Source organism: Marinobacter sp. AL4B (assembly GCF_019916045.1).
Classification (GTDB): Bacteria; Pseudomonadota; Gammaproteobacteria; order Pseudomonadales; family Oleiphilaceae; genus Marinobacter.
Genome location: NZ_JAILWZ010000011.1, coordinates 767,264 through 794,095, shown reverse-complemented (window position 1 = coordinate 794,095; position 26,832 = coordinate 767,264). Strand labels below are relative to the sequence as shown.

Here is a 26,832-nt window from a genome sequence, read left to right as displayed (position 1 = left end):
CATGGTGAGAGCAAACGAAGTTGCAAGTCGCGGTTATGACATTATTGGTGATGTGCACGGGTGTGCGAACACGCTGGAGCAATTGCTGGAGCAAATGGGGTATCGCAAGAAAAGTGGCGTATATCAGCACCCACGCCGTCAGGCGATTTTCATCGGCGACATCATTGACCGGGGCCCTAGAATTCGCGAATCGTTGCATTTGGTCCGGGATATGGTCGAGCGAGGCTCTGCCCGTATCGTTATGGGGAACCATGAGTACAATGCGTTAGGCTATTGCACGCGCGCCCGGCCGGGAAGCGGAAAACAGTTTCTTCGCGAACACAATCCTCGCCATGACCGGTTGATCAAGGAAACGCTTGAGCAATTCGATGCTTATCCCCATGAATGGAATGAGTTTTTGGAGTGGTTTTACACCATTCCGCTGTTTATTGAAGAAGAGGGCTTTCGTGCTGTTCATGCATGCTGGGATCAAACGTTGATTGACCAGTTTCGCGAGAATCAGGGTGGTGCGTGCATTGATGAAGAATTTTTGCATGCGTCTGCTGCGATTGAATCGTTTGCAGGCCAGGTCATGGACACGTTGCTGCGTGGAACCGACCTTCGCTTGCCTGAAGGCGTGAAAATCACGGGTCGGGACGGCTATACCCGAGAGTTTTTCCGCACCAAGTTCTGGGCTGATAACCCGCAAACCTATGCGGATGTGGTGTTTCAGCCGGACCCACTGCCACCCGAAGTAGCAGCAATGGAGCTAACGCCAGAGGAGCGAGCTCAATTGATTACCTACCCGCAGGATGCTCCCCCCGTTTTTGTTGGCCATTACTGGATGGACAGTGAGCCGGCTCCTCTAAAGCATAACGTGGCCTGTATCGACTACAGCGCCGTAAAGTACGGAAGAATGGTGGCGTATCGAATGGATGATGAAAAAATCCTGTCAAAAGACAAGTTTGTTTGGGTGGATGTCAGTCGTCCTGACCAAACTGATTACCCCATCAGCGAAGACAGTGTCGCTCGATAACCCTCTGCGAGGTAAGTTTGAATAACCTGAATTCTTCCCCTGTGACCCCGGATGGCCGTTGGCAGCCGGGGCCGAAGCATGCTCCCTTCGTGGTGGCGGTGCTTGTGCTGGCATTGATCATGGTTTGGCTGACGGGTATGGGGCAGAATGCTCTAGCCGTTAAAATGACGGCGGTAGATCCCCGAATAGTGCCTTGGCATGTTTTCGATACACTACAGGGCCGGCTAGACGCGCTGTTGGCAACCTTGGCGGCCGGGGAAGTCTGGCGTTTGGTCACGCCAGACTTCCTGCATTTCAGTTGGACTCATCTGATTTTTAATGCCGTGATGCTTTGGTTTCTGGGTAGTCAGATTGAGTGGATCGACGGTCGGGCTCGCCTGGTTGTTTTGTTCGTTGTGACCAGTCTGACATCCAATGTCCTTCAGTATTTGGTATCCGGGCCTTTATTTGGTGGACTGTCTGGCGTTGTTTATGGCGTTATGGGGTATTGCTGGTTGAGCCAGCAACGGCATCCCCGCTTTCAATTTCCACCGGCGTTAGTGACCTTTGCACTAATATGGATGGTGATTGGCTTTACACCCATCCCCGAGTGGGTTGGATTGGGCCGAATGGCGAACGAAGCCCACTTGGGTGGCTTTCTCGGAGGACTGGCGATCGCGCTGGTGATGCCTCCCCATAAAAAAAGCCCCACCCAAAGGTGAGGCTGAAAAGAGCTAATAGCTCCTGATGAGAGAGACCAAATGAAACGACCAGTGTCATTTGGTTTGATAATAGTAATCGTTATCATTTGCGTCTGTCAAACGGATTTGCCGATTTTTTTAAGAACCTATTTTCAAGAGGTGGGTCATGACCTACGACGAATTGATTGAGCGGCTGGATCCGACCATATACCGCAACCTCAAACAGGCCATTGAACTGGGTAAGTGGCCAGATGGCCGCGCCATTTCCCGAGAGCAGCGTGCGATCTGTCTTGAGGCGGTCATCTATTATGAAAACAAACATAATATTCCGGAAGACGAGCGGGTGGGGTACTTGGATCGCGGCGAAAAGGCAGGTACCGCTTGCGACCCTTCTGTGCAGTTCCGAAAGGATCGCGAAGAGCAGGGCAGCGAAGTGGATTCGGATCAATTCGTTGAGGTTAAGGTTTGACTGACTCCATCGATGTGACCGGGCGTCTCCGTAAAATGCCTGCCGAGGCAGGCAACCCGGTGGCTTATACCCTAGCGGTAGGCGACACCCGAATTCCTATGAATGATCTGATCGGTAAAAAGCTTCGATTGGATTTTGAAGGTGTGATTCGCTGTATCAACTGTGATCGCACCACCAAGAAAAGTTTTAATCAGGGCTTTTGTTACCCCTGTTTCCGAAAACTGGCGGCCTGCGACAGTTGCATCATGAGTCCAGAGAAGTGCCATTTCCATTTAGGCACCTGCCGCGAGCCAGAGTGGGGCGAAGCCAACTGCATGGTTGAGCACGTGGTGTATCTGGCCAATTCCAGTGGTTTGAAAGTTGGCATTACCCGGGGTACCCAAGTGCCCACGCGTTGGATCGATCAGGGCGCGGTCGATGCGATTCCTATGCTGCGCGTGTCTACTCGTTATCTCGCAGGCTTGGCGGAAGTCGCGTGTAAAAGTCACGTCGCCGACCGTACCAATTGGAGAGCGATGCTGAAAGGTGACGTACCGGAATTGGATTTGGTTGAAGAGCGTCGGCGCGTACTGGCTTTGGTGCAAGACGATCTCGCCGAACTAAAACGCCAACACGGTGAGGATAGCCTGCGAATTGTGGACGAAGCCTCACTTGGGCTGGGTTACCCGGTGGAAGTTTGGCCGGCGAAAGTCAAAACCCACAATCTGGATAAAACGCCGGAAGCTGAAGGACTACTGGAAGGCATCAAAGGGCAGTACCTGATGCTCGATACCGGAGTGATCAACATCCGAAAATTTACCGGCTATGAAGTCCGGTTCCGGGTTCTCGACTGAGCCTGTCATGTTTTTTGTTTGGAGAGTATGAATGCGAACCAATCAGCCGCAAACCATTTACCTGAACGAATACCAGGTTCCCGCGTATTTGGTTGATCATGTGGACTTGCGTTTCGAACTTTTTGAAGACGGTGCCCGCGTGCACAGCGTGATGACCGTGCGGAAAAACCCTGAGAGCTCTCAGGTTGATGCACCATTGGAATTGTATGGCGACAGCCTGAAGCTGGAATCCGTGTCATTGGATGGCGCGTTATTAGCGGGAGACGCCTACGAGGAGCAGGGTGACAAACTGGTGGTTCTTAGTGTGCCGGCCCAGTTCGAACTGAATGTGGTGACTTGGCTAGAGCCCCAGAACAACACTCGTCTTGAAGGCTTGTACAAATCCTCCGGAATGTTCTGCACCCAATGCGAAGCTGAAGGTTTCCGTTGTATTACTTATTATCCGGACCGTCCGGATGTTATGGCTGTCTTCCGTACTCGCGTAGAGGCTGACAAGTCGGCCTACCCGATTCTGCTCTCTAACGGTAATCCTATTGAACAAGGTGATCTTGAAGGCGGTCGCCATTTTGTGACCTGGGAAGATCCGTTCCCGAAACCCGCATACCTTTTTGCTTTGGTTGCTGGTGATCTGGTTGAGAAAAAAGATACCTTTACAACCAGTTCCGGTCGAACCATCGATTTGCGCATGTATGTCGAGCCTCGAAATGCCGCCAAGTGCGACTTCGCCATGGATGCCTTAAAACGTTCCATGCGGTGGGATGAAGAAGTGTATGGGCGCGAATACGATCTGGATATTTTCATGATCGTCGCTGTTGATGACTTCAATATGGGCGCCATGGAGAACAAAGGGCTGAATATTTTTAATTCGTCCTGCGTGTTGGCTAGCCAGGACACAGCAACCGATGCCTCGTTCCAGCGCATAGAAGCCATTGTTGCCCACGAATATTTTCACAACTGGTCGGGCAACCGCGTCACCTGCCGAGACTGGTTTCAGTTGAGCCTGAAAGAAGGCTTTACCGTGTTCCGGGATGCCCAATTCTCTGCTGATATGGGGTCGCCAACGGTTAAGCGTATTGAAGATGCCACGCTCCTTCGGACTGCACAGTTCGCAGAAGACGCAGGCCCAATGGCGCATCCAGTTCGGCCGGCTTCTTATATGGAAATTTCTAACTTCTACACCCTGACCATCTACGAGAAGGGTGCCGAAGTGGTGCGGATGATCCATAACCTGTTGGGTGATGAGCTGTTCCGTAAAGGCAGTGACCTTTACTTTGAGCGCCATGATGGTCAAGCGGTGACCACCGATGATTTTGTACGGGCCATGGAAGATGCTTCCGGGCGCGATTTGAATCAGTTCCGGCTCTGGTATGAGCAGGCTGGTACGCCGGTGGTCACGGTTTCCGATGAGTATGATGAGCAGCGCCGTATCTATCGCCTGATTATTCGTCAGAGCATCCCGGATACGCCGGGCCAGTCGGATAAAAAATCGCAACACATCCCGTTTGCGCTCGGGTTGCTCGATAAGGCCGGACAGCCGTTGTCGCTGAATTTGACCGCTGATGAGCAAGATGGCCCGGCGGATCGTGTACTTGAGCTGACGGATGCTGAGCACAGTTTTGAATTCCACGGCGTGCCGGAGCGGCCGGTACCATCGTTACTTCGGAACTTTTCTGCACCGGTTCGCGTACAGTATCCATGGACTCGTGAGCAGTTATTGTTCCTGATGAGTCATGACCCTGATGGGTTTAATCGGTGGGATGCAGGGCAGCGTTTGGCAGTTGATGTTATTCAGTCTTTGATGAATGCGTCGGATGATGCTGAGATCGATCCAAGGTTGGTCGAGGCTTATCGGAGCTTACTAAACGACACGTCACTGGATCAGGCGTTGGTAGCGAAAATGCTTTTGCTACCTTCAGAAGCCTATCTGGTTGAGTTGGCGGACCAAGCCGATGTGCCGGCTATTCATATGGCGCGCGAGCGAGTGCTAACTCATCTGGCGGTATCCCTGCGAGATGAGTTAGTGGCGTGTTATCAGCGCAGCCAGGCTAAAGGTGACTATCAGCTGACACCGAGTGCGATCGCGCATCGTAGTCTTCGCAATACCGCGCTCGCTTGGCTGTTGCACATTAAAGATGCTGATGGTTTGGCTTTTGCGCTCGAGCAGTATCGTTCAGCCGATAATATGACAGACCGCTTAGGCGCGATACGCGCGCTGGTGAACTCTGACTTTATTGACGAGCGCGAACAGGCTCTTGCCGAATTCTATCGTCAGTTCTGTGATGATCCGCAGGTCGTTGAAATGTGGTTCTCTGTGCAGGCCGCGAGCTATCAGGCAGGTCAGTTGACACAGATTCAGGCACTTCTTCAGCACTCGGCATTTGATTGGAAGAATCCGAATAAGGTTCGTTCAGTGATTGGGGCGTTTGCCGGTCAAAATTTGGCCGCGTTCCACAAAACGGATGGAAGTGGTTATCAGTTCCTCGCGGAACAAGTATGCAGGCTGGATGATAGCAATCCGCAGATTGCTGCTCGCTTGATATCACCACTGACGCGCTGGAGAAAATTTTCGCCTCAATATGGTCAGCAGATGAAGGCTGCGTTGGAGCATGTGCGCAACAAAAACGAGCTTTCACATGATGTTTACGAGGTCGCTCTGAAAAGTTTGGCGGATTAATACAAAGGAAATGGAACCAAGACACCGTTGGCTTCGTGTAGTGGGGGGAGCCAACGGGGCGGACGCTTGCAGATACAAAATCGCACTTTTGGTCGATAGACTTTGTTGCTCGATCGGCTAACCTGAAAGAAAGTTTGAGAAGTATCAGACAATAACAAGATGGCCCGTTAGAGGCTTTCAGACGACTTTAAGGTTACACAATGAAATATAAGAAGAATGTATGGCTCGGCGGGCTGCTGGCTTTGTCGTTTGCTGCGTCGCCGGTTACGGCTGCCGTCTCTTCAGGTCAGGCTGCACGTCTAGGTAACGATCTCACGCCGTTTGGCTCCGTAAAGGCGGGAAACGAGGCTGGAACGATCCCGGCGTGGACCGGAGGTCTCACTGAACCCCCTGCCGGCTACGAGGGTAGTGGGCAGCATCACATTGATCCTTTTCCGGACGATCAGGTTCTGTTCGAGATCAATGCCTCCAACATGGCGCAGTACAGCGAACACCTGTCGGATGGCGTCAAGGCCATGCTAGAAACCTACCCGAGCACCTTCAGAATTCCGGTATACCAGTCACGCCGAACCCACGCGGTGCCAGACTGGGTTGAGAAAAATATAAAGAAGAATGCGACCAATGCCCGAATCGTGGGTGAAGCGGAAGGTCTGAAAGGTGCTTACGGCGGTTACCCCTTTCCGATTCTGCATGGTTCCAATGAAGAAAAAGCCTGGCAGGTGATCTGGAACCACCTTGTGCGCTGGCGCGGTATTTCGGTGACTCGGCGCAGTAGTGAAGTTGCGGTACAAACGAATGGCGACTATGGCTTGGTAACGTCACAGCAAGAAGCGTTCGTTAACTTCTACAACCCCGAAGGCGGCGAAAAAGATCTCGATAACGTGATCTTCTACTACTTGTCGTTCACCCAGTCACCACCCCGACTGGCCGGTGGCGCAATTCTGGTTCATGAAACCCTCAACCAGATCGTGAGTCCTCGTAATGGATGGGGCTACAACGCTGGCCAGCGTCGTGTTCGTCGTGCGCCGAACCTCGGGTACGATTCACCCATTGCGGCTGCCGATAACCTGCGTACTGCCGATGATACCGATATCTTTAACGGCGCGATGGACCGTTACACCTGGAAGTACGAAGGCCTGAAAGAGGTTTACATTCCCTACAACAACTACCGGATTGGCGAAAAGGGCACGCCGTACTCTGAAATTTTGGGTATGACTCACCTGAATCCGGATCTTACGCGGTGGGAGCTGCATCGGGTCCATGTTGTTGAGGCTACCTTGAAAGATGGCGAACGCCATATTTATGGCAAGCGACGCTTTTATGTCGATGCAGATAGCTGGAATACAGCTCTGCTTGATCAATACGACGGCCGGGGCAATCTGTGGCGTGTGACCATGGGCATTCTGAAGAACTACTACGAGTTGCCCGGTGTGTGGACGGTGCTAGATGCCTATCACGATTTGCAGGCTCGCCGATATCACGTTCTTGGCTTGGATACCGAGGAGCCAAACACTCGTGTATTCACCGACGATATCCCGAATCGACGATACTTTTCTCCGTCTTCCCTGCGTAGACGCAGTGTGCGGTAAATCGATGGCGACGGACGCAGACTTGTCGGTGGTTTAAAAAGGGTAACCAGTACCGGCAGCGCAGTGCTGCCGGTTTGCTTGCGGCATCTGCGGCAACCGTTTCATGATTCAATCAACGTAAAGGCAATTTGAATGGCTAATAGGTTCAAGTGCGCGACACTGGGTTCTGCTTGTCTGGGCCTCTCTATGGCATTGGCAGCCCCCTCGGCGTCTGCGCTCACAGATATCATTGATATTCCGGCGAGGGATACAGAATTGGCCCCCGAGTCGTTGCTGAATGATGTGACCCGAACGGGGGATCGCATTGTTGCGGTTGGTGAGCGTGGCCACATTATTTATTCCGATAACGACGGTGAAAGCTGGTCGCAAGCTGAGGTGCCGGTTTCGGTCACACTAACAGCACTGGACTTTGGCAGTGAAAACCATGGTTGGGCTGTTGGCCACAGTGGCGTTTTGTTGCACTCTTCGGATGCAGGCGAGAACTGGACCTTGCAGTTTGACGGGCTAAAGGCCGCTGCTTTGACCATTGCGAGTAAGAAGGCGCAAATAGCGGAGATGGAAGAGGTCATCGAACAGGCTCCGGAAGATCAGAAAGACGATCTAGAATGGGCGCTGGATGATTTGGTTTTTGCACTTGAGAACGCAGAAGCCGATATGGACGTCGGGCCCGTTAACCCGTTACTCGATGTTTGGTTCGAAAATGACCAGCACGGTTTTGCGGTTGGTGCCTACGGCATGATTCTACGCACACAAGATGGTGGTGAGTCTTGGCAAGACTGGTCGCCGTACATCGATAACGCCCAGAACTTCCATTACAACGGTATTGAGCGAATTGCCGGTGGCGCGCTGGTGCTCGTCGGTGAAGCCGGTCAGATCCACGTTTCAGTCGATAACGGCAATACTTGGGAAAGGCGTGAAAGTCCTTATCCAGGCTCATTGTTCGGCGTTACCGGCACCGGTAGTGCCAATGAAGTGCTGGCATTCGGTCTGCGGGGAACCACGATTCTTTCAAGCGACTTAGGGCGTAGCTGGACCATCGTTCCAAACGAAGGTAACACCACGTTGAACAATGCGTTGGTGTTGGAAGATGGTCGCATAACGCTGGTCGGTAACGGCGGTGCTGTTTTGATGAGCGCCGATGGCGGTGAAAGCTTCCGTGCATACTTCCGTAATGATCGCGGAAGTGTCATGGGTGCCGTACCGCTGTCCGGGACCAACCTTTTGTTGGTTGGTGAGGATGGTGTGAAATTTGCCGATTCTCGCGGTAAGAACCTTAAATAACGCCCTGGTGTGGCATCAACGGAATAAAGGATAGAGGGCTTATTAATGTCTGACCCGATGCATGACAGGGGTGAACATTACCTGACAACGCCAAAAGCGGAACCGTTTCTTGAGCGTTTGCTTTTTAATAACCGGGCATTGATCTTGCTCGGATTTCTCGTGCTGACACTGTTTCTTGGCTATAACGCAACCAAGATTCAACCGGATGCCAGCTTTGAGCGGATGATTCCGCTTGAGCATCCGTACATCGTCAACATGCTCGACCATCGGGATGATCTGGAAAATCTGGGCAACTTTGTCCGTATTGCCGTAGCGGTTGAAGACGGTGATATTTTTGATCCCCAGTATATGGAAACGTTGAAGCAAATCACCGATGAGATGTTTTACCTCAACGGTGTGGATCGTTCGGGCCTGAAATCGCTGTGGACCTCAAACGTTCGCTGGGTGGAAGTAACCGAGCAGGGTTTCCAAGGCGGTACCGTGATTCCGGACAATTACGACGGATCCCGGGAAAGCCTCGAAAAATTACGTCAGAACGTTCTGCGCTCGAATGAGGTAGGTCGTCTGATCTCGGATAATTTCCAATCAACGGTGGTGTACGCGCCACTGTACGAAAAAAATCCGGAAACTGGCGAAGCGCTGGATTACGCGGAGTTCTCTCGTCAATTAGAAGAGAAGATTCGTAGTAAGTATGAGGGGCAGAATCCGGAAATCAGCATTCACATTGTTGGCTTTGCCAAGAAAGTGGGTGATCTGATAGAAGGTATCGGTTCAATCGCCTGGTTTGCAGGTATTACGATTCTGCTGACCACCCTGCTGCTATTCTGGTACTCACGCTGTATCGCTGGAACTTTGGTGCCGGTGTTTACCTCGATCATTGCTGTATTTTGGCAGTTGGGTGCGTTGAAGCTACTTGGTTACGGTTTGGACCCATACTCGGTACTGGTTCCCTTCCTGGTATTCGCTATCGGTATCAGTCACGGCGTTCAAATCGTTAACGCAATGGCGGTTGAATCAGCTAAAGGTTTTGACGCCGTTACCTCGGCCCGCTTGGCTTTCCGAGCGCTCTATATTCCGGGCATGTTGGCGTTAATTTCCGATGCCATGGGCTTCCTGACACTGGTGTTCATCGAAATTGACGTTATCCGAGATCTGGCGGTGGCTGCTGGATTGGGTGTTGCGTTCGTGATCGTGACGAACCTGGTGCTGCACGTTTTGATCATGTCTTACATTGGCATTTCCAAAGGCGGTGTACGTCACGTTCAGAATCATGGTGAGAAGCAGGATCGCAAGTGGCGGATCCTGTCTTATTTCTCGCACCCGGGTGTTGCGCCTATCTCGTTGCTGATTGCGATGATCGGTCTTGGCTTGGGTATGTACTACAAGCAAGACCTGAAAGTAGGGGATCTTGACCAAGGGGCGCCGGAACTTCGGGCGGACTCTCGTTACAACAAAGACAATGCCTTTATCATCAACAATTATTCCACCAGTGCCGATGTGTTGGTTGTTATGGTGAAAACGCCCGAAGAACAGTGTACTCAGTACAATGTGCTTCGGGCTATGGACAGCTTGCAATGGGAATTGCAAAACACACCGGGCGTTCAGGGTTCTGTATCGCTGGCAGATGTGTCCAAACTGGTTACCAAGGCGCTTAACGAAGGTAACTGGAAATGGTTCGAGATTTCTCGTAACCAAACCATTATCAACGCGTCGATCCGTGATGCACCGTCGGGCCTGATTAACACAAGCTGTGATCTGACGCCGGTGTTGGTATTCCTGGAAGACCACAAGGCAGAAACTCTGCAAACGGTTATCGAGCGGACGGAAGCTTTTGCTCAGGCAAATAGTAACGAGGAACATACGTTCTTGCTTGCAGCCGGAAATGCGGGTATCGAAGCGGCTACGAACGAAGTTATTTCGGGCGCTAAGGACATCATGCTGCTGTTGGTGTACAGCGTGGTCAGCTTGTTGTGCTTCCTGACGTTCCGTTCGTTGCGTGCCGTTGCATGTATTGTGATCCCACTGGGGCTGACCTCAATCTTGTGCGAAGCCATCATGGCTATGTCTGGCATTGGTATTAAAGTAGCAACTTTGCCGGTTATTGCTCTGGGTGTAGGTATCGGTGTTGACTACGGTATCTATATCTATAGCAAGCTGGAGCACTTCCTGCTGGAAGGAAAGACCCTGCAAGAGGCTTACTACGAAACTCTGCGCTCCACAGGTAAGGCGGTTATCTTTACCGGTGTAACGCTGGGGCTTGGTGTAGTGACTTGGATCTTCTCCCCCATCAAATTCCAGGCTGATATGGGCTTCTTGCTGTTCTTCATGTTCCTTTGGAACATGGTCGGTGCAATCTGGCTACTGCCAGCATTGGCGAGGTTCTTGTTGCGGCCAGATAAAATGCTAGCCAAAGCAAGATCTTCGGCTAAGTCCTGATAACACTCAAAAACTATGATAAAGCCCGCATTTGCGGGCTTTTTTTGTTTTCTGTTCAGCTGTTTAGCGACACAATCGTTTCTTTATTTATCGCCTGATGTGTTCTATGTTTTAATTCGAGCGAAAGATTTGCCCATGGACTGAGTGGGCGAGTGAAAATAATGACCTAGAAAGGGAAGAGTACACATGACACTGAAACTTAAAGCGTCCGCAATGGCCGTCGCTGCCGCCGTTAGTCTTGGCGCCGCATCCACTTCTGTTTCAGCCCAGGACCAGCGTTTTGTGACGATCGGTACTGGTGGCGTAACAGGCGTTTATTACCCGGCAGGTGGTGCGATCTGTCGTTTGGTTAACATGGACCGCAAAGAGCACGGTATTCGTTGTTCGGTGGAGAGTACCGGCGGTTCGGTATACAACCTGAACGCGATCCGCGCGGGCGAGCTCGACTTGGCAGTGGCTCAGTCTGATTGGCAGTACCACGCATACAACGGCACCAGCCAGTTTGAAGATTCTGGCAAAGACGAGAAGCTTCGTGCGGTTTTCTCTCTGCACCCAGAGCCGTTTACCGTAATTGCCAGCAAGGGTTCCGGTATCAAGAACTTCGAAGATCTGGAAGGTAAGCGAGTTTCCGTAGGTAACCCGGGTTCAGGTCAGCGCGCAACAGCTGAAGTGCTGATGGACGCCATGGGTTGGGGGATGGACAAGTTCTCTCTGGCCGCTGAAATCAAAGCTGCGGAGCAGTCTCAAGCGTTGTGCGATGGCAACATTGACGCTTTCTTCTATACGGTTGGCCACCCATCGGGTGCCATCAAGGAAGCCACTACCTCTTGTGACAGTGTTGTTGTGAACGTAGACAATAAGGCCAGCCAAAAGCTGATCGCTGATAATCCTTACTACCGTCAAGCGACCATTCCGGGTGGCATGTACCGTGGATCCGATGAAGACGTAACCACCTTCGGTGTGGCTGCCACGTTCGTTTCTTCTACGGACGTACCTGATGATGTTGTTTACGCGGTTGTTAAAGCGGTATTCGAAAACTTTGACAGCTTCAAACGTTTGCACCCTGCGTTCGGCAACCTGAAGAAAGAAGAAATGGTTGCTGATGCTCTGAGTGCGCCTCTGCACCCAGGTGCTGCTAAGTACTACCGTGAAGCCGGCCTGATCGACTAACAGGCTGAGCACGCATCAGGGCGAGCATTGCTCGCCCTGAGTTTCCCATTAAGTTATCTGCACATCACAGGTACATTCAATGACAAAGAATGACTCCGGTTCCGGCGCGAGTGTGGATGCTGCCAAAGTAGAACAGGTATTGCAGACGGAAACCGGGGGCAGGGCGCTTGTCGGGCCCGCGGCAGCAATCCTCTTTATTATTCCAGTGTGCTGGTCTTTGTTTCAGCTTTGGATTGCATCACCACTTCCGTTCATTCTGAATTTCGGCATCCTCAACTCGACAGAAGCGCGTTCGATCCATTTGGCTTTTGCCGTGTTTTTGGCGTTTTCAGCGTTTCCGATGATTAAAGGTGTGCACGACACCAAAGTGCCCATCTACGATTGGATTTTAGCGGCGGCTGCAGCAGCTGCAGCATCGTATCTTTATGTTTTCTATGATCAGCTTGCTCAGCGTCCCGGGGCGCCGATTACCCAGGACCTTTGGGTTGCGTTAGGTGGTTTAGCCTTGTTGTTGGAGGCAACTCGTCGGGCGCTCGGGCTCCCGCTAACGGTCGTGGCAGCAGTGTTTATCGGGTACTCATTGGCTGGCCCCTACATGCCCGACGTGATCTCTCACAAAGGTGTAAGCCTCAATAAGTTGGCATCCCATCAATGGTTGGGAACCGAAGGTGTTTTTGGTGTTGCTTTGGGCGTTTCCACCAGTTTTGTCTTCTTGTTTGTGCTCTTCGGCGCATTGCTGGAGCGCGCAGGCGCGGGTAATTATTTCATTAAAGTTGCTTACGCCATGCTCGGCCACATGAAGGGCGGTCCCGCTAAGGCGGCCGTGGTTTCCAGTGGTCTTAGTGGTGTTATCTCCGGTTCATCGATCGCCAACGTGGTGACGACGGGTACGTTTACCATCCCTTTGATGAAGCGTGTTGGCTTTCCTGCTACGAAGGCGGGCGCTGTTGAAGTGGCTGCATCCACCAATGGTCAGTTAACGCCGCCAATTATGGGTGCGGCAGCCTTTTTGATGGTGGAGTACGTAGGGATCTCCTACCTCGAGGTAATCAAGCATGCGATTCTTCCGGCATTGATCTCATACGTCGCTCTGGTCTACATCGTGCATCTTGAAGCGTGCAAGCTGAAAATGCAGGGCATTGAGCGCTTAAACCGCCCAACACTGGCCCAGCGTATGCTGAACTGGGTTGTGGTTTTACTGGGCCTGTTCGCATTGACGGCTGTTGTTTATTACGGCATCGGCTGGACTAAGGAATACCTGGGTGCTGCGGCAATTTGGGTTTTGGGTGGAGCTCTGTTGCTTAGTTATATTGCCCTGATCGGTTATGCCACCAAGTTTCCCGAGCTGGAGGTGGATGATCCGAATGAGGATATGGGCGAACTTCCGGAAGTGGGGCCAACGGTCAAGACCGGCTTGTATTATTTGTTGCCGGTTGTGGTATTGGTTTGGTGCCTGACGGTTGAGCGTTTTTCTCCCCAGCTATCTGCTTTCTGGGCAACCCTGTTTATGATCTTTATCGTCATAACTCAGCGCCCGTTGAAAGCGTTTTTTCGCAAGCATGGCGGTCTGGTGGGCGAGTTTGCTGGCGGTATTTCTGATCTTTTTCATTCCCTTGCCACCGGTGGCCGGAACATGGTTGGCATCGGCGTGGCGACGGCCACAGCCGGCATTGTGGTAGGTACGGTTACCTTGACTGGAATCGGGCTGGTAATGACCCAGTTCGTGGAGTTTTTATCGGGTGGTAATCTGTTGCTGATGCTGATGTTCACGGCCGTGATCAGCCTGGTATTGGGGATGGGGCTGCCTACGACAGCGAATTACATCGTGGTGTCTACCTTGATGGCGCCGGTTATTGTCACGCTGGGCGCTCAAAATGGCCTGCTAGTGCCGCTAATTGCCGTACATTTGTTTGTGTTCTATTTCGGGATACTGGCGGATGATACGCCGCCCGTGGGGTTGGCCGCCTACGCCGCGGCGGCCATATCAGGGGCGGATCCGATACGAACGGGTGTTCAGGGCTTCACCTACGACATTCGTACGGCCATATTGCCGTTTATGTTTATCTTTAACACCCAACTCCTGTTAATCGGTCTAACGGGGTGGTTTGATCTGCTGATCACCATTGCGAGCGCGGTCACGGCGATGCTGGTGTTTTCGGCGGCCACCCAAGGATACTGGTTTACCCGCACTCGTTGGTGGGAGACGGTTGCTCTTTTGCTGATCACCTTCGCACTGTTCCGCCCGGGTTTCTTTTGGGACACCGTTTACCCGCCGCACGAAGAGCGTCAGGGCGCCGCGATCATGGAGTACGTTGAAGCGGCACCGAAAGACGAAGAGGTTGTGTTCAGAGTGTCTGGCATGTCTCTGGACGGCAGTGACGTAACCACCTACGTGCAGCTCGATATGCCCGCGGGGGAAACCGGAGCGGAGCGGCTGGCCGCAGCGGGGCTTGAAGTGTCGGAGTTTGATGGTGCGTTGGCCGTAGACTTTGTTAACTTCGGTAGCCCAGCTGAAAAAGCGGGCATTCAGTTTGGTTGGACCATTGAAGCGGTTCAGGCGAAATTGGATCGGCCGCCAAAGGAATTGGTGTTCATTCCGGCTCTGCTGTTGCTTGGTTTTGTGGCTTACGGTCAGCTCAGGCGAAAGACCAAAGAAGAGGCGGAGCCACAGCCAGTTTAAAATCAAGCATAGGTTGGTGTTAGTAGAAGCCCGGCATTGTTGCCGGGCTTTTTTCTGTTAAACTCGCCCTCAAATCGGCCCGCGGTTTGTGTCGCGGAGGCTGACAACCATGTGATCTTTGGTATAGATCACCGCTGAGAAACCATCAGGAGAGCACCATGCCCGTCATTACCCTGCCAGACGGCAGTCACCGCAGTTTTGCAGAACCCGTTACCGTTCACGATGTTGCCGCTGATATCGGCGCAGGCTTGGCTAAGGCTGCTCTGGCAGGCAAAGTGGATGGTCAGCTCGTGGATACCAGTCATCTAATTGAGAATGATGCGGAGCTGGCGATCGTAACGGAACGTGATGAAGACGGCGTAGACGTGGTTCGCCACTCTACCGCTCACCTGTTGGCAATGGCGGTGAAAGAGCTGTTCCCTGAAGCCCAGGTAACCATCGGTCCTGTCGTGGACAATGGCTTCTACTACGATTTTAAATACGATCGTCCGTTTACCAATGAAGATCTGGCGCGTATTGAAAAACGCATGGAAGAACTCGCAAAACAGGATATTCCGGTTTCCCGTTCCGTGTTGTCCCGGGATGAAGCCGTCAAGCTGTTCGAAGAGATGGGTGAAGAGTACAAAGTTCAAATCATCGAAGACATTCCCGGTGATGAGGATCTGTCGTTCTACCGTCAGGGTGACTTCATCGACTTATGTCGTGGTCCCCACGTACCAAACACGGGTAAGCTGAAAGCGTTCAAGCTGACCAAGGTGGCGGGTGCTTTCTGGCGTGGCGACCACAACAACGAGCAGTTGCAGCGCGTTTACGGCACAGCTTGGGGCAATAAAAAGGATCTGAAAGCTTATTTAAATCGCCTCGAAGAGGCGGAAAAGCGTGATCACCGTAAAATTGGCAAAAAACTGAAGCTGTTCCATATGCAGGAAGAGTCGCCGGGTATGGTGTTCTGGCATCCGGATGGCTGGTCGCTGTATCAGGAAATCGAGCAGTACATGCGCGGCAAACTGCGTAATCACGGTTATCAGGAAATTAAAACGCCGCAGGTGGTTTCTCGTACGCTTTGGGAAAAGTCTGGTCACTGGGACAAATTTTCGGATGCCATGTTTACCACAGAATCCGAGAAGCACGATTACGCCATCAAGCCTATGAACTGCCCCTGTCACGTGCAGGTGTTTAACCAAGGGTTGAAGAGTTACAAAGATTTGCCGCTACGTTTGGCCGAGTTTGGTTCTTGTCACCGAAACGAAGCTTCCGGTGCACTGCATGGTTTGATGCGAGTTCGCGGCTTTACCCAGGATGATGCTCACATTTTCTGCGAAGAAGATGCGATTCAGGAAGAAGTGTCCGCGTTTATCCATCTGCTGCACGAAGTTTATGAAGACTTCGGTTTCTCCGAAATCCTTTACAAGCTATCAACTCGTCCGGAAAAGCGGGTAGGCTCTGACGAAGTATGGGATAAGTCTGAGGCTGCATTGGAAGAAGCCTTGAACCGTGCGGGTGTTGACTGGGAGCTGTTGCCGGGCGAAGGTGCGTTCTACGGTCCTAAAATTGAGTTCTCTCTGAAAGACTGCATCGGCCGTGTCTGGCAGTGCGGTACGATTCAGGTGGATTTCTCGATGCCAGGTCGTTTGGGGGCTCAGTACGTTGCGGATAACTCTGAGCGGAAAACGCCAGTTATGCTGCATCGCGCCGTTCTCGGGTCTTTTGAGCGATTCATTGGTATACTGATCGAAGAATACGAAGGTGCATTCCCCACCTGGCTGGCTCCAACACAGATTGCAGTCCTGAATATCACCGATAATCAGCGTGATTACTGTGAAAAATTGGCCAAAAAATGGGATTCTTTGGGATATCGGGTAAATGCTGACTTGAGAAACGAGAAGATCGGCTTTAAAATCCGCGAGCATACTCTTAACAAGGTTCCCTATCTTGTCGTTGTAGGCGACAAAGAAATCGAAAACAATGCGGTTGCCGTGCGTACCCGTAAAGGTGAAGATTTAGGAACTTTATCGCTTGAAGCGTTTGAACAGCTTTTGGCTGATGACATTCAACGCAAAGGCAAAACTAAAACGGAGATCTAATTATTAAACAGCGAGCGAATCGGGGGCGTACTCCAAAAGCGCCTATCAATGAGAATATTGACGCAACTGAAGTCCGCTTGATCGATGCCGAAGGCAATCAGGTTGGTGTTGTTCCAATTGAGGACGCTCTCCGCATGGCGGAAGAAGCGACACTTGATCTGGTACAGGTTACGGATTCCGATCCGATCGTCTGTAAAATAATGGACTACGGCAAGAAAATCTTCGAAGAGAAGAAAGCGAAAGCGGCTGCCAAGAAAAAGCAGAAGCAGACGCAGGTCAAAGAGCTTAAGTTCCGTCCAGGAACTGAAGAAGGGGATTATCAGGTAAAACTACGCAACCTGGTACGTTTCCTTGAAGCCGGGGACCGCGGCAAGATCACTATTCGTTTCCGGGGCCGTGAGATGGCACACCAAGAAATTGGTATGAAACTCATGGGCCGGATCGAAACGGATATTGAGGAAATTGCAACGGTAGAGATGCGGCCAAAGATGGAAGGCCGGCAGATGACCATGATTGTGGCTCCCCGCAAAAAGAAGTGAACCTGATCCAAAGGTGGGTCCCCCGCAGTAGCGGGGGATTTGTCGTTCAGGGGCACAAGTGTTTTTCCTAAAATAGAATGCGGAGTTTTAAAAAATGCCTAAGATGAAAACTAAGAGTGGAGCTACCAAACGGTTCAAGAAAACCGCCACTGGCTTCAAGCACAAGCAGTCCTTCACCAGTCACATCCTGACCAAGAAGAGCCCTAAGCGTAAGCGTCAGCTGCGTGGCACCAAGCTGATTGCTAAGTCCGATGTGGCTTCAATCAAGCGTATGACGGCGTGCTGATTCAGCCGCTAACTTCTTGATCAAGTATATTAAGGTAGAAGGATAATAGTATGGCTCGTGTAAAACGTGGCGTGGTAGCACGTCGTCGTCATAAGAAGATTCTCAAGCAGGCCAAGGGTTATTACGGCGCTCGTAGCCGTGTATTCCGCGTTGCCAAGCAAGCGGTTATCAAAGCCGGTCAATACGCATACCGTGACCGTCGTAACCGTAAGCGTGCTTTCCGCGCTCTGTGGATTGCTCGTATCAACGCTGGTGCTCGTGCAAACGGTCTGTCTTACAGCCGTCTGATCGCTGGTCTGAAGAAAGCGAATGTTGAGATCGACCGTAAGGTTCTGGCTGACCTGGCCATGAACGAGCAGCAGACTTTTGCTGTTATTGTTGAGAAGGCCAAAGCATCCTTGTGATCGCTTAAGCTCTTTCATCGATTACTGATCGATCAGGGTGCATCATGAATTCATGATGGCGCCTTCTGAATAGGGGAAGGGCACGCTCTTCCCCTATTTTTGTTTTAACCTACCTCATTTCAGGTTTGGAGCAGGGTCAATGGAAAACCTTGAACAGTTGGTTCAGGACGGATTGAGTGCAGTCGAAGCGGCAGACAACCTTCAGGCGCTTGATCAAATTCGCGTAGAGTACCTCGGTAAGAAAGGCACTATTACTCAGCAAGCCAAAACTCTGGGTAAGCTTTCAGCAGAGGAGCGCCCTGCAGCCGGCCAAAAAATCAATGAAGCCAAAGGGCAGGTTGAACAGGCTATTAACGCCCGCCGCGCCGATCTTGAAAAGGCCGCCATTGAGGCGAAACTGGCCAGCGAATCCATTGATGTAACCTTGCCAGGCCGTGGGCAAGATCTGGGTGGCTTGCACCCGGTGACTCGCACACTCCAGCGCATTGAAGAAATTTTTGCTCGCGCCGGTTACAGCGTCGAGCAGGGACCCGAAATCGAAGATGACTACCATAACTTCGAAGCCCTCAATATCCCTGGTCATCACCCGGCTCGTGCCATGCACGATACCTTTTATTTCAACCCGGGCACGCTGTTGCGTACTCACACATCTCCTGTTCAGATCCGTACTATGGAAGCCGGTAAGCCGCCGTTCCGTATGATCTGCCCAGGACGAGTATATCGTTGTGACTCGGATATGACGCACACGCCAATGTTTCATCAGGTTGAAGGGCTGCTGATCGAAAAGAACGTGAGCTTTGCGGACCTTAAGAGCACCGTAGAAGAGTTCCTGCGAGTGTTCTTCGAACGTGATTTGAAAGTTCGCTTCCGTCCCTCTTATTTCCCGTTCACCGAACCCTCTGCAGAAGTGGATATCGAGTGGGGCCGGGAAGCCGATGGTAGCATTAAGTGGCTGGAAGTAATGGGGTGCGGAATGGTGCATCCGAAAGTGTTCGAGCATTGCGGCATTGATGCCGAAGAATATCGTGGATTTGCATTTGGTCTGGGCGTTGAGCGCTTGGCCATGCTTCGTTACGGCGTAAAAGATCTGCGCATGTTCTTCGAAAACGACCTGCGTTTCTTGCGCCAGTTCCGTTAAGTCTGAGGGCTAAACGGCGTAAGCAAGTCTCCGAATCAACCGCATAAATGGCATCAGGACAAGGCTAGAACGATGAAATTCAGTGAACAGTGGCTGCGAGAGTGGGTTAATCCGAGCATAGATTCCCAGGCATTGATGGACCAGATCACCATGGCTGGTCTGGAAGTAGACGGTTTTGAACCGGTAGCCGGCGAATTTTCCGGTGTAATCGTGGGCGAGGTGCTTTCTGTAGAAGCGCACCCGGATGCCGATAAGCTTCGTGTTTGCCAGGTCAGCAATGGCGAAGAAACCGTACAGGTTGTTTGTGGCGCTCCTAACGTTCGTGAAGGGCTGAAGGTGCCTTTCGCTGAAGTAGGTGCGGTGCTGCCCGGCAACTTCAAGATTAAAAAAGCCAAACTGCGTGGCCAGCCTTCTCAGGGCATGTTGTGTTCGGAATCAGAACTGACTCTGTCTGAAAGCCACGATGGTTTGATGGAACTGCCTGACGATGCTCCGGTTGGCCAGAGCATGGTTGATTACCTCAAGCTGAACGACATCGCCATTGATGTTGATTTGACACCCAACCGCAGTGATTGCTTGTCTATCAAAGGGTTGGCTCGCGAAGTGGGTGTGCTGAACAGTTTGGTGGTGGGAGTTCCTGAAATTGAGACGGTTGAGGCCGTTCATTCTGAGGTTCCTGCCATTCGCATCGAAGCGCCGGAGGCCTGCCCCCGTTATCTGGGGCGTGTTCTGCGTAACGTAAACCTGAAAGCCGAAACGCCGTTGTGGATGCAGGAGAAACTGCGTCGTTCCGGTATTCGTTCCATCGACGCTGCGGTTGATGTGACTAACTATGTGATGCTGGAACTCGGTCAGCCTCTGCATGCTTTTGACCGGGAAGAAATTTCAGGTGGCATCGTTGTTCGCATGGCGAAAGCCGGCGAGAAACTGGTGTTGCTGGACGGTCAGGAAGTTGAACTAACGGCTGAAACTCTGGTAATCGCTGATCACGACAAGCCGATCGCCATTGCCGGCGTAATGGGCGGTGAGCATTCCGGCGTGAATGACAAGACTCAGGATCTGGTCCTGGAGTCTGCCTACTTCGAACCTATTGCGATGGCCGGCAAGGCACGTCACTACGGTTTGCATACCGACGCGTCTCACCGTTTTGAGCGCGGCGTTGATTACGAACTGGCCCGCGAGGCAATGGAGCGGGCAACCCGCCTGTTGATGGCCATTGTTGGCGGGGAGCCGGGTGAAATTGTTGAAGTGGTCAGCTGGGAAGATCTGCCGAAAGCAAAAACCGTTGACCTGCGTGAGAAACGGTTGGCCGACGTTCTTGGTTTGGCGATTGACCGCACCACAGTAGAAGAGATTCTGTCTCGACTCGGTTTGCGTGTTGAAAAACTTTTGAAGGATGGTTGGCGCATCAGTGTGCCCAGCTTCCGCCCGGATATTTCGATCGAAGAAGATCTGATAGAAGAAGTTGGACGCATTTATGGCTACAACAACCTTCCGGTAACCGAGCCTACGGGCTCGTTAGGCCTGAGTGTTCGGGAAGAAGCGGTGCGGCCACTATCGGCGGTTCGCAATTTCTTTGTGGCCCAAGGCTACCAGGAAGCTATTACCTACAGCTTTGTCGACCCCAAAGTACAGCAGTTGGTTGATCCCGATCGGGAAGGTATCGCCTTGGCGAACCCGATTTCGGCAGATCTTTCTGTCATGCGCACCACGCTTTGGAGCGGCCTGATTAAGACGGTTCAGCACAACCAGAATCGTCAGCAGCCTCGAATCCGTTTGTTCGAGACCGGTCTTCGCTTTGTGAAAGACGGTGATCAGATCGATCAGCAGCCAATGCTGGCGGGTGTTGTTGTGGGCAACCAGACTCCTGAAAATTGGACCAACGGCCGCCGTGCGTCAGACTTCTTTGATGTGAAAGGTGAGCTGGACAGTTTGTTCCAGGTACTCGGTATTGAGGTTCAGTTCCGAGCAGGCCAGCACCCGGCGTTGCATCCCGGGCAAACGGCAGAGCTTGTGCGCGATGGCGAGAGTGTAGGTTGGTTGGGAACTTTGCACCCTCAAGTGCAGAAAAACCTTGAACTTAATGGCACGATTCTAATGTTTGAGCTATTCTTGAATTCAATCGTGACTGGATATGTGCCTAATTTCAAAGATGTTTCGAAATTCCCGGAAGTTCGAAGAGATTTGGCTATCATTATCGGAAGCGAAGTGTCGTTCGCGCAGGTTGAAGAAATAGCTCGTAAACAAGCCGGCGAACACCTAACAGACATGCGTGTGTTTGATGTCTATGAGGGTGAAAGCCTGGGTGAGGGCAATCGCAGTTTGGCCCTAAGCCTGTTTTGGCAACATCCCGAGCGCACGCTGAATGAAGACGAAGTGCATACGCTCTTCAACGGGGTTATCGATTCCCTTAAAGAAGAGCTGGGGGCAACACTGAGGAGTTGACGGATGACGGCTTTGACGAAAGCGGATATGGCGGAGCGCTTGTACGAAGAATTAGGTCTGAACAAGCGGGAAGCCAAAGAAATGGTAGAAGCTTTCTTCGATGAAATCAGAGGTGCTCTCAGTCACAATGAGCAGGTGAAGTTGTCGGGATTCGGCAACTTTGACCTCCGTGACAAGAAACAGCGCCCCGGGCGTAACCCCAAAACGGGTGAAGAGATCCCGATCAGCGCCCGACGCGTCGTTACCTTCAGGCCCGGCCAAAAACTGAAACAAAAAGTAGAAACGTATGCTGGAACCGAGTCATAACAACGAGCTTCCCGTTATTCCGGGGAAACGCTACTTCACCATTGGTGAGGTTGCGGAGCTGTGTGCCGTTAAAGCACACGTACTGAGGTATTGGGAGCAAGAGTTCCCGCAGCTCTCGCCGGTTAAACGCCGGGGTAACCGTCGTTATTATCAGCGTGCTGATGTTATCACCATACGGCAGATCCGTAGCTTGCTTTATGATCAGGGCTACACCATTGGGGGTGCCAAACAAAAGTTGAGCAGCTCCGAGGTGAAAGACGATACCTCCCAGTACAAGCAGCTGATCCGCCAAATGATTACCGAACTTGAAGAAGTATTGGATGTGTTGAACGCCCCAGCCAAGTAATCGGTAACGAATCAAAATCGTGAGCACAAAAAAACCGAGATGTGAAAACGTCTCGGTTTTTTGCGTTATGATCGTGGTGAATCAGCTTTTGTGTAGAGCGTGGGCGAGCAGAGCAAGCTGTTCGGCACATTGCTCCAAGTTAGCCTCTGCTTGGGCATAGGCATTTTGAAGTTCCATCGGCCCCCGGGTTATCGAAAAAGCCGCGGTCAGCCCTTTGGTTTGCAGGGCTGAAAAGTCTTGCCCCAACATGCCGGCAAAGCCTACAACCGGTACACCATATTTCTTTGCCATAAGCGACACTCCTGCGGGGGTTTTACCGTAAGCGCTTTGGTTGTCTATGGCACCCTCAGCGGTGATCACCAAGTCCGCAGTCTCGATGTGGCTTTCCAGCTCGACGGTATCCATGACAAGCTCAATTCCGGGGCGCAATTGCGCTCCGAGAATACCGACGACCATACCACCGATACCTCCCGCGGCGCCGCTGCCGGGGAAGCTAGAAATATCCCAGCCCTGCTTTTTGGCCAATCGGGCGAAGTGAGCCAGATTAGCGTCCAGCTTAATGAGCTGCTGAATGCTTGCGCCTTTTTGAGGACCGAACACGACTGCCGCGCCCTTAGGACCCGTCAACGGATTGTTAACGTCGCAGGCAACGACTAAGCGTGTGTCTCCTATGGCATCAAGCGCTGGCTGCAAGTCCAGACTGGCGAGTTTGCCCAATCCTATTCCGCCTGGAGGAATAGGATTGCCTCCCTTGTCGAGGAGCTTTGCGCCGAGTGCCTGCAAGATGCCAGCGCCGCCATCCGTCGTCGCGCTGCCGCCCAGCCCCATGATCAGCACTTTTGGCTTGTGAGCCAGTGCTTCCAACATTAATTCGCCGGTACCGTAACTTGAAGCAGATAACGCGTTTCGCTCATCAGGCGGCACACAGTGCAGGCCGCTTCCTTCAGCGACTTCAATAATGGCCGTATTGGCGCTATCTGCCAGCCCATAGCGGGCGACCACGGGTTCTCCCAGTGGCCCTGTTACTGTGACTGAATGCAATTGCCCGTGAAGGGCTTCGGTCAGCGCAACAGTTGTGCCTTCCCCACCATCTGCTAGAGGTACTTCGATGATCTCGTCTCGCGGCGCCGCCTTTGCCCAGCCTCGGGCCAACGCGCTGGCAACCTGATCGGCTGACAGGCATTCCTTGAACGAGTCAGGAGCAATGACAATACGCATGCTACAAAGCCACCAGTGAGGTTAGCCACACGCATGCAATGGTCACCAGACCCATAACCAGTGTTGCCGTTGTGTGCGATTTATAGGCGGTTGCAACGTTCATTTTGCTGAACTGTGATACCACCCAGAAGTAACTGTCGTTGGCATGGGATACCGTCATAGCGCCGGCGCCCACAGCCATTACTGTCAACACCCGGCCAAGCTCGGAATCCAGTCCAAGCTGAGGCAGAAGCGGGGCAACAAGTGCTGAGGCCGTAACCAGTGCAACGGTGGAGGAGCCCTGAGCAGACTTGAGGGCCGCGGCTACAATGAATGGCATCATGACACCTAACCCTAGGGTTGAGAGGGTGTCGCCCAGGTAGCTTCCCAGAGGCGTGGCGGCTAGAACGGCGCCGAATGCACCGCCGGCACCGGTAATCAGAATAATTGGCGCAGCCACTTCCAGGCCTTTGCTGGTATGACGGCCGAACTCTTCAAGCTTGTTGTTGCCTTGCAGGAGAGTGAGCGCAAAACCGAGGCCAATTAACAGGGCGTTCAAGGGCTTGCCGAGGAAGTTCAGAATGTCATAAACCATTCCGTCACCCAGCGGTGCGGTGGGGTAGTTGGCAAAGGAGCCTATGCAGATCAGTAAGATTGGGACGAAGATCGGTGCAAACGCCTTGCTGGCCGAAGGAAGTTCCCCATAGTGCTGTTTGGCTTCTTCGAAAGCCTCTTCTGCTTGTTCGAGTTCGGTGCTTGGCAGGTTCTTGCACCGGGATGCCCAGAACAGCCCTGCTAAGGCCGCAATGATTGCGAATACAAGCCCGACAGCAATAACCAGGCCCAGATTGTTTTCCAGTCCCAGGTTGCCTGCCGCGGCAATAGGGCCCGGAGTTGGCGGAACCAAAGTATGGGTGGCGAATAGGCCTGTGGACAATGCAACAGTCATGGCCACAGGGGAGGCATTGAGTGTTCTGGCCATTGAGCGTTTCAGGCTGTTCAATATGACATAGCCGGAATCACAAAAAACAGGAATGGAGACGATAAAGCCGACAAGCGACATGGTGAGTGTTGGGAATCTCTCACCGAGCCATTTCACGACGCTTTCGGCCATCACGATGGCGGCGCCGGTGCGTTCAAGAATCACACCAATAATGGTTCCCAGCACAATCACCAGACCAATGTAGCCCAGAATGTTACCGAAGCCGGCGCGAATGGTTTTTTCGATGTCAGCTAACGGCAGGCCAAAGGCAAAGGCGGCCAAAAACGAGGCGAGCAATAGGGTAATAAAAGGGTTCAGTTTTAAACGGCTGGTAGCAAACACAATAAAAATTATGACCGCTACCAAAATTAGCACCAGATGCATCGGAAATCTCCAGAATCAACCCGATTGTTATACCGGCTCTGTGGCCGATTATGTGGTGCTAAGTGTAAAAGCAGATTGACAATAATTCGTTATGCACAAGAACAGGATTGCTCTATCTTTACTTGATGTTATTGTGCAACTGAACTAATTGGTGGTTTGATTCCAATGCCATATATAGGAACACGAGGTCTTCGAGCCGGAACGGGGACCAGCCCGTTAAAGCCTCAATGCCTTTTAGGCGATAGCGAACGGAATTGCGATGTAGATGAAGCTGCGCCGCACATCGTTGGATATCGCCGTCGGAATGAATAAACGTGCGAAGCGTCTTGAGGTATTGATCGCTACGAGCATGGTTGAGTAGAGGGCGAAGTGCTTGGGTGAGTTGATCTTGTTGCCAATCAGGCTGCAAGCTTCGCCATAGAGTGGCCATAGGGTACGTCTCGTAGTGTGCGCGAGCAGGCGCTTGGAAACGTTGTTTGGCGGCCTGCAGGGTCGCTTCGGCCGATTCGTAGCAAGCTTTGAGATTGTTGCTGAATGCGGCGCCAGTAGCAGCCGATGCTGACACTGCTATATTCTTAGGAAGCCGCGCTATTGCGGCATTCATGGCATCTTTTGGTGATTTTTCGATAAAAAAGCAAACAACTTTCTGATCGGGGGTCTGAATGACAAGAGCCTCGGGCTCAACCCGTTCTAAATCTCTAGCCAACGAGGTGATATCGGTTAACCACGGCAGGTGAGGCTGGCTGGCTTCCAAGACCACGGCAATTCGGGATTTGCTGAGATCAATCGAGAGTTGCTTAAGCCAATGGTTTGAAACCGGCTCGCCCTTCAGCAATGCCAGCAAGGTGTTTTCGATTTGATGCCGGCGTTGGCGACTGACTTCGATTAACGAGGCTTGCTCCAGGATCAGCTCGGCGGTGACCCTTACCAAGTCTGCAAATGGTAGCACTTTGTCTGGTGAGCCCGAGATGCCGACAACGGCTACGATCTTGCCGCCCACTTCAACCGGCACGTTCACGCCGGCTCGGGTGCCGGTATATCTGCAGGCCTCTTGCTCTGTGATCACCACAGGGGCACAGGATTTGGCCACCTGCCGTGCCGCTTGATGAATGGCTCCCACGCGCAGAGAGTCACCGGACGCTATGATGATGCCCTCGGGTGTCATCACGTTGACCGAATGGCCGATCACGGGCATCGCACGATCCACAATGCGCTGGGCGGTGGCTTGATCAAGCGTCGTCATTACAAGCCTCGGTCTTTTACGTTTTCCATGACAACAAAGGTGCTGGTTTGCAGAACATGGGGCAGGCTCGAGATTTGCTCCCCCAGAACTTGGCGATACTCTGCCATATTTCGCGTACGAATCTTCAGCAAATAATCAAAATTGGCGGCCATCATGTGGCATTGTTCTACGGCAGAAATCTTCTTAACGGCATCGTTGAACGCTGCCAAGGCCTTACTCGACGTGTCACTCAGAGTCACTTGGGCAAAAGCGATGTGGGAGTGGCCCAGCTTTGTTTGGTTCACCATCGCCGAATAGCCCGTGATGTAACCCTGCTCTTCGAGACGGCGCATGCGTATCTGACAGGGGGTCTTGGATAACCCTACTCTGGACGCGAGGTCAGTAACGGTCATGCGTCCGTTGTTCTGCAGTTCTCGAACGATGGCAAGGTCGATCCTGTCGAGATCCGACATGGCTGCTATCCTTGTGGTGTGGGATTGAAATATGACTTTATAAGTCGGTTTTCCTAATTTTAATCTATGTGCGGTTTTTTTGATAATTTCGACTGGCTAATTAAAGGAAATAAGACCTGATAAGAGCGTCTAATAGGAAAATAGAATATACCGCCTTCGCTACAATGCGGTCAGTATTCCAATAATCAGGAGGCATAAC

At 52.1% G+C, this 26,832-nt stretch carries 22 protein-coding genes; 18 read left to right on the top strand and 4 right to left on the bottom strand.

The genetic code is table 11. The features are described from left to right. The first annotated feature begins 1 nt into the window (after nucleotide 1). The 18 genes from K5L82_RS07820 (at nucleotide 2) to K5L82_RS07735 (ending at nucleotide 22,375) form a co-directional block, all read left to right on the top strand. Nucleotides 2-1,015, top strand: a complete 1,014-nt coding sequence (locus K5L82_RS07820; RefSeq protein ID WP_223133733.1) for a metallophosphoesterase — start codon at nucleotides 2-4, stop codon at nucleotides 1,013-1,015. Continuing rightward, the gene (locus K5L82_RS07815; RefSeq protein ID WP_410505858.1) at nucleotides 1,012-1,716 is read left to right on the top strand and encodes a rhomboid family intramembrane serine protease; all 705 of its coding nucleotides are present in this window, start codon (nucleotides 1,012-1,014) and stop codon (nucleotides 1,714-1,716) included. The genes K5L82_RS07820 and K5L82_RS07815 overlap by 4 nt, the downstream gene beginning before the upstream one ends. Nucleotides 1,717-1,861: 145 nt before the next feature. Continuing rightward, on the top strand, nucleotides 1,862-2,164 hold the full coding sequence (locus K5L82_RS07810; RefSeq protein ID WP_223133732.1) for a YeaC family protein: 303 nt from the start codon (nucleotides 1,862-1,864) through the stop codon (nucleotides 2,162-2,164). Next, nucleotides 2,161-2,997, top strand: a complete 837-nt coding sequence (locus K5L82_RS07805) for a DUF2797 domain-containing protein (protein ID WP_133006071.1) — start codon at nucleotides 2,161-2,163, stop codon at nucleotides 2,995-2,997. The genes K5L82_RS07810 and K5L82_RS07805 overlap by 4 nt, the downstream gene beginning before the upstream one ends. A 31-nt stretch (nucleotides 2,998-3,028) precedes the next feature. Next, complete coding sequence (gene pepN / locus K5L82_RS07800; protein WP_223133731.1) at nucleotides 3,029-5,671, top strand: aminopeptidase N; 2,643 nt, start codon at nucleotides 3,029-3,031, stop codon at nucleotides 5,669-5,671. Between the two features lie 200 nt (nucleotides 5,672-5,871). After that, on the top strand, nucleotides 5,872-7,260 hold the full coding sequence (locus tag K5L82_RS07795) for a DUF1329 domain-containing protein (protein ID WP_133006069.1): 1,389 nt from the start codon (nucleotides 5,872-5,874) through the stop codon (nucleotides 7,258-7,260). A 132-nt stretch (nucleotides 7,261-7,392) separates the two neighbouring features. Continuing rightward, nucleotides 7,393-8,541, top strand: coding sequence for a WD40/YVTN/BNR-like repeat-containing protein (locus K5L82_RS07790; RefSeq protein WP_262492541.1), 1,149 nt, complete (start codon nucleotides 7,393-7,395; stop codon nucleotides 8,539-8,541). Between the two features lie 45 nt (nucleotides 8,542-8,586). Further along, on the top strand, nucleotides 8,587-10,977 hold the full coding sequence (locus K5L82_RS07785) for an efflux RND transporter permease subunit (RefSeq protein WP_133006068.1): 2,391 nt from the start codon (nucleotides 8,587-8,589) through the stop codon (nucleotides 10,975-10,977). Between the two features lie 186 nt (nucleotides 10,978-11,163). After that, entirely contained in the window at nucleotides 11,164-12,147 is a 984-nt protein-coding gene (locus K5L82_RS07780; protein ID WP_133006067.1) for a TAXI family TRAP transporter solute-binding subunit, read from the top strand. Nucleotides 12,148-12,226: 79 nt separating this feature from the next. Continuing rightward, nucleotides 12,227-14,827 carry a TRAP transporter permease gene (locus K5L82_RS07775; protein ID WP_223133730.1) on the top strand — a complete coding sequence of 867 codons (2,601 nt, stop codon included), beginning with the start codon at nucleotides 12,227-12,229 and terminating at the stop codon, nucleotides 14,825-14,827. Between the two features lie 158 nt (nucleotides 14,828-14,985). Next, nucleotides 14,986-16,911: a threonine--tRNA ligase gene (gene thrS / locus K5L82_RS07770; RefSeq protein WP_223133729.1), complete on the top strand. Its 1,926-nt coding sequence runs from the start codon at nucleotides 14,986-14,988 to the stop codon at nucleotides 16,909-16,911. Between the two features lie 2 nt (nucleotides 16,912-16,913). Next, entirely contained in the window at nucleotides 16,914-17,450 is a 537-nt protein-coding gene (gene infC / locus K5L82_RS07765) for a translation initiation factor IF-3 (RefSeq protein ID WP_133006064.1), read from the top strand. A 94-nt stretch (nucleotides 17,451-17,544) separates the two neighbouring features. After that, on the top strand, nucleotides 17,545-17,736 hold the full coding sequence (gene rpmI, locus K5L82_RS07760; RefSeq protein WP_007151842.1) for a 50S ribosomal protein L35: 192 nt from the start codon (nucleotides 17,545-17,547) through the stop codon (nucleotides 17,734-17,736). Between the two features lie 50 nt (nucleotides 17,737-17,786). Next, on the top strand, nucleotides 17,787-18,140 hold the full coding sequence (gene rplT, locus K5L82_RS07755; RefSeq protein WP_114333214.1) for a 50S ribosomal protein L20: 354 nt from the start codon (nucleotides 17,787-17,789) through the stop codon (nucleotides 18,138-18,140). A gap of 139 nt (nucleotides 18,141-18,279) precedes the next feature. Then, a complete protein-coding gene (gene pheS / locus K5L82_RS07750; RefSeq protein WP_223133728.1) occupies nucleotides 18,280-19,278 on the top strand; it encodes a phenylalanine--tRNA ligase subunit alpha in 999 nt (332 codons plus the stop codon). A gap of 72 nt (nucleotides 19,279-19,350) precedes the next feature. Beyond that, the gene (pheT, locus tag K5L82_RS07745) at nucleotides 19,351-21,723 is read left to right on the top strand and encodes a phenylalanine--tRNA ligase subunit beta (RefSeq protein ID WP_223133727.1); all 2,373 of its coding nucleotides are present in this window, start codon (nucleotides 19,351-19,353) and stop codon (nucleotides 21,721-21,723) included. Nucleotides 21,724-21,726: 3 nt separating this feature from the next. Continuing rightward, the gene (gene ihfA, locus K5L82_RS07740) at nucleotides 21,727-22,029 is read left to right on the top strand and encodes an integration host factor subunit alpha (RefSeq protein WP_133006061.1); all 303 of its coding nucleotides are present in this window, start codon (nucleotides 21,727-21,729) and stop codon (nucleotides 22,027-22,029) included. Then, entirely contained in the window at nucleotides 22,010-22,375 is a 366-nt protein-coding gene (locus tag K5L82_RS07735; RefSeq protein ID WP_133006060.1) for a MerR family transcriptional regulator, read from the top strand. The genes ihfA and K5L82_RS07735 overlap by 20 nt, the downstream gene beginning before the upstream one ends. An 81-nt stretch (nucleotides 22,376-22,456) precedes the next feature. On the opposite strand, the gene K5L82_RS07730 is transcribed toward K5L82_RS07735, so the two are convergent. The 4 genes from K5L82_RS07730 to K5L82_RS07715 form a co-directional block, all read right to left on the bottom strand. Then, nucleotides 22,457-23,593, bottom strand: coding sequence for a glycerate kinase (locus tag K5L82_RS07730; RefSeq protein ID WP_223133726.1), 1,137 nt, complete (start codon nucleotides 23,591-23,593; stop codon nucleotides 22,457-22,459). 1 nt (nucleotide 23,594) lies between these two features. After that, nucleotides 23,595-24,938, bottom strand: coding sequence for a GntP family permease (locus K5L82_RS07725; RefSeq protein ID WP_133006058.1), 1,344 nt, complete (start codon nucleotides 24,936-24,938; stop codon nucleotides 23,595-23,597). Nucleotides 24,939-25,056: 118 nt separating this feature from the next. Then, on the bottom strand, nucleotides 25,057-26,181 hold the full coding sequence (locus tag K5L82_RS07720; RefSeq protein ID WP_223133725.1) for a CdaR family transcriptional regulator: 1,125 nt from the start codon (nucleotides 26,179-26,181) through the stop codon (nucleotides 25,057-25,059). Further along, nucleotides 26,181-26,633 (bottom strand): Lrp/AsnC ligand binding domain-containing protein, encoded by a 453-nt coding sequence (locus K5L82_RS07715; protein WP_223133724.1) that lies wholly within the window; start codon nucleotides 26,631-26,633, stop codon nucleotides 26,181-26,183. Before K5L82_RS07715 ends, K5L82_RS07720 begins: the two co-directional genes overlap by 1 nt. Nucleotides 26,634-26,832 lie beyond the last annotated feature (199 nt).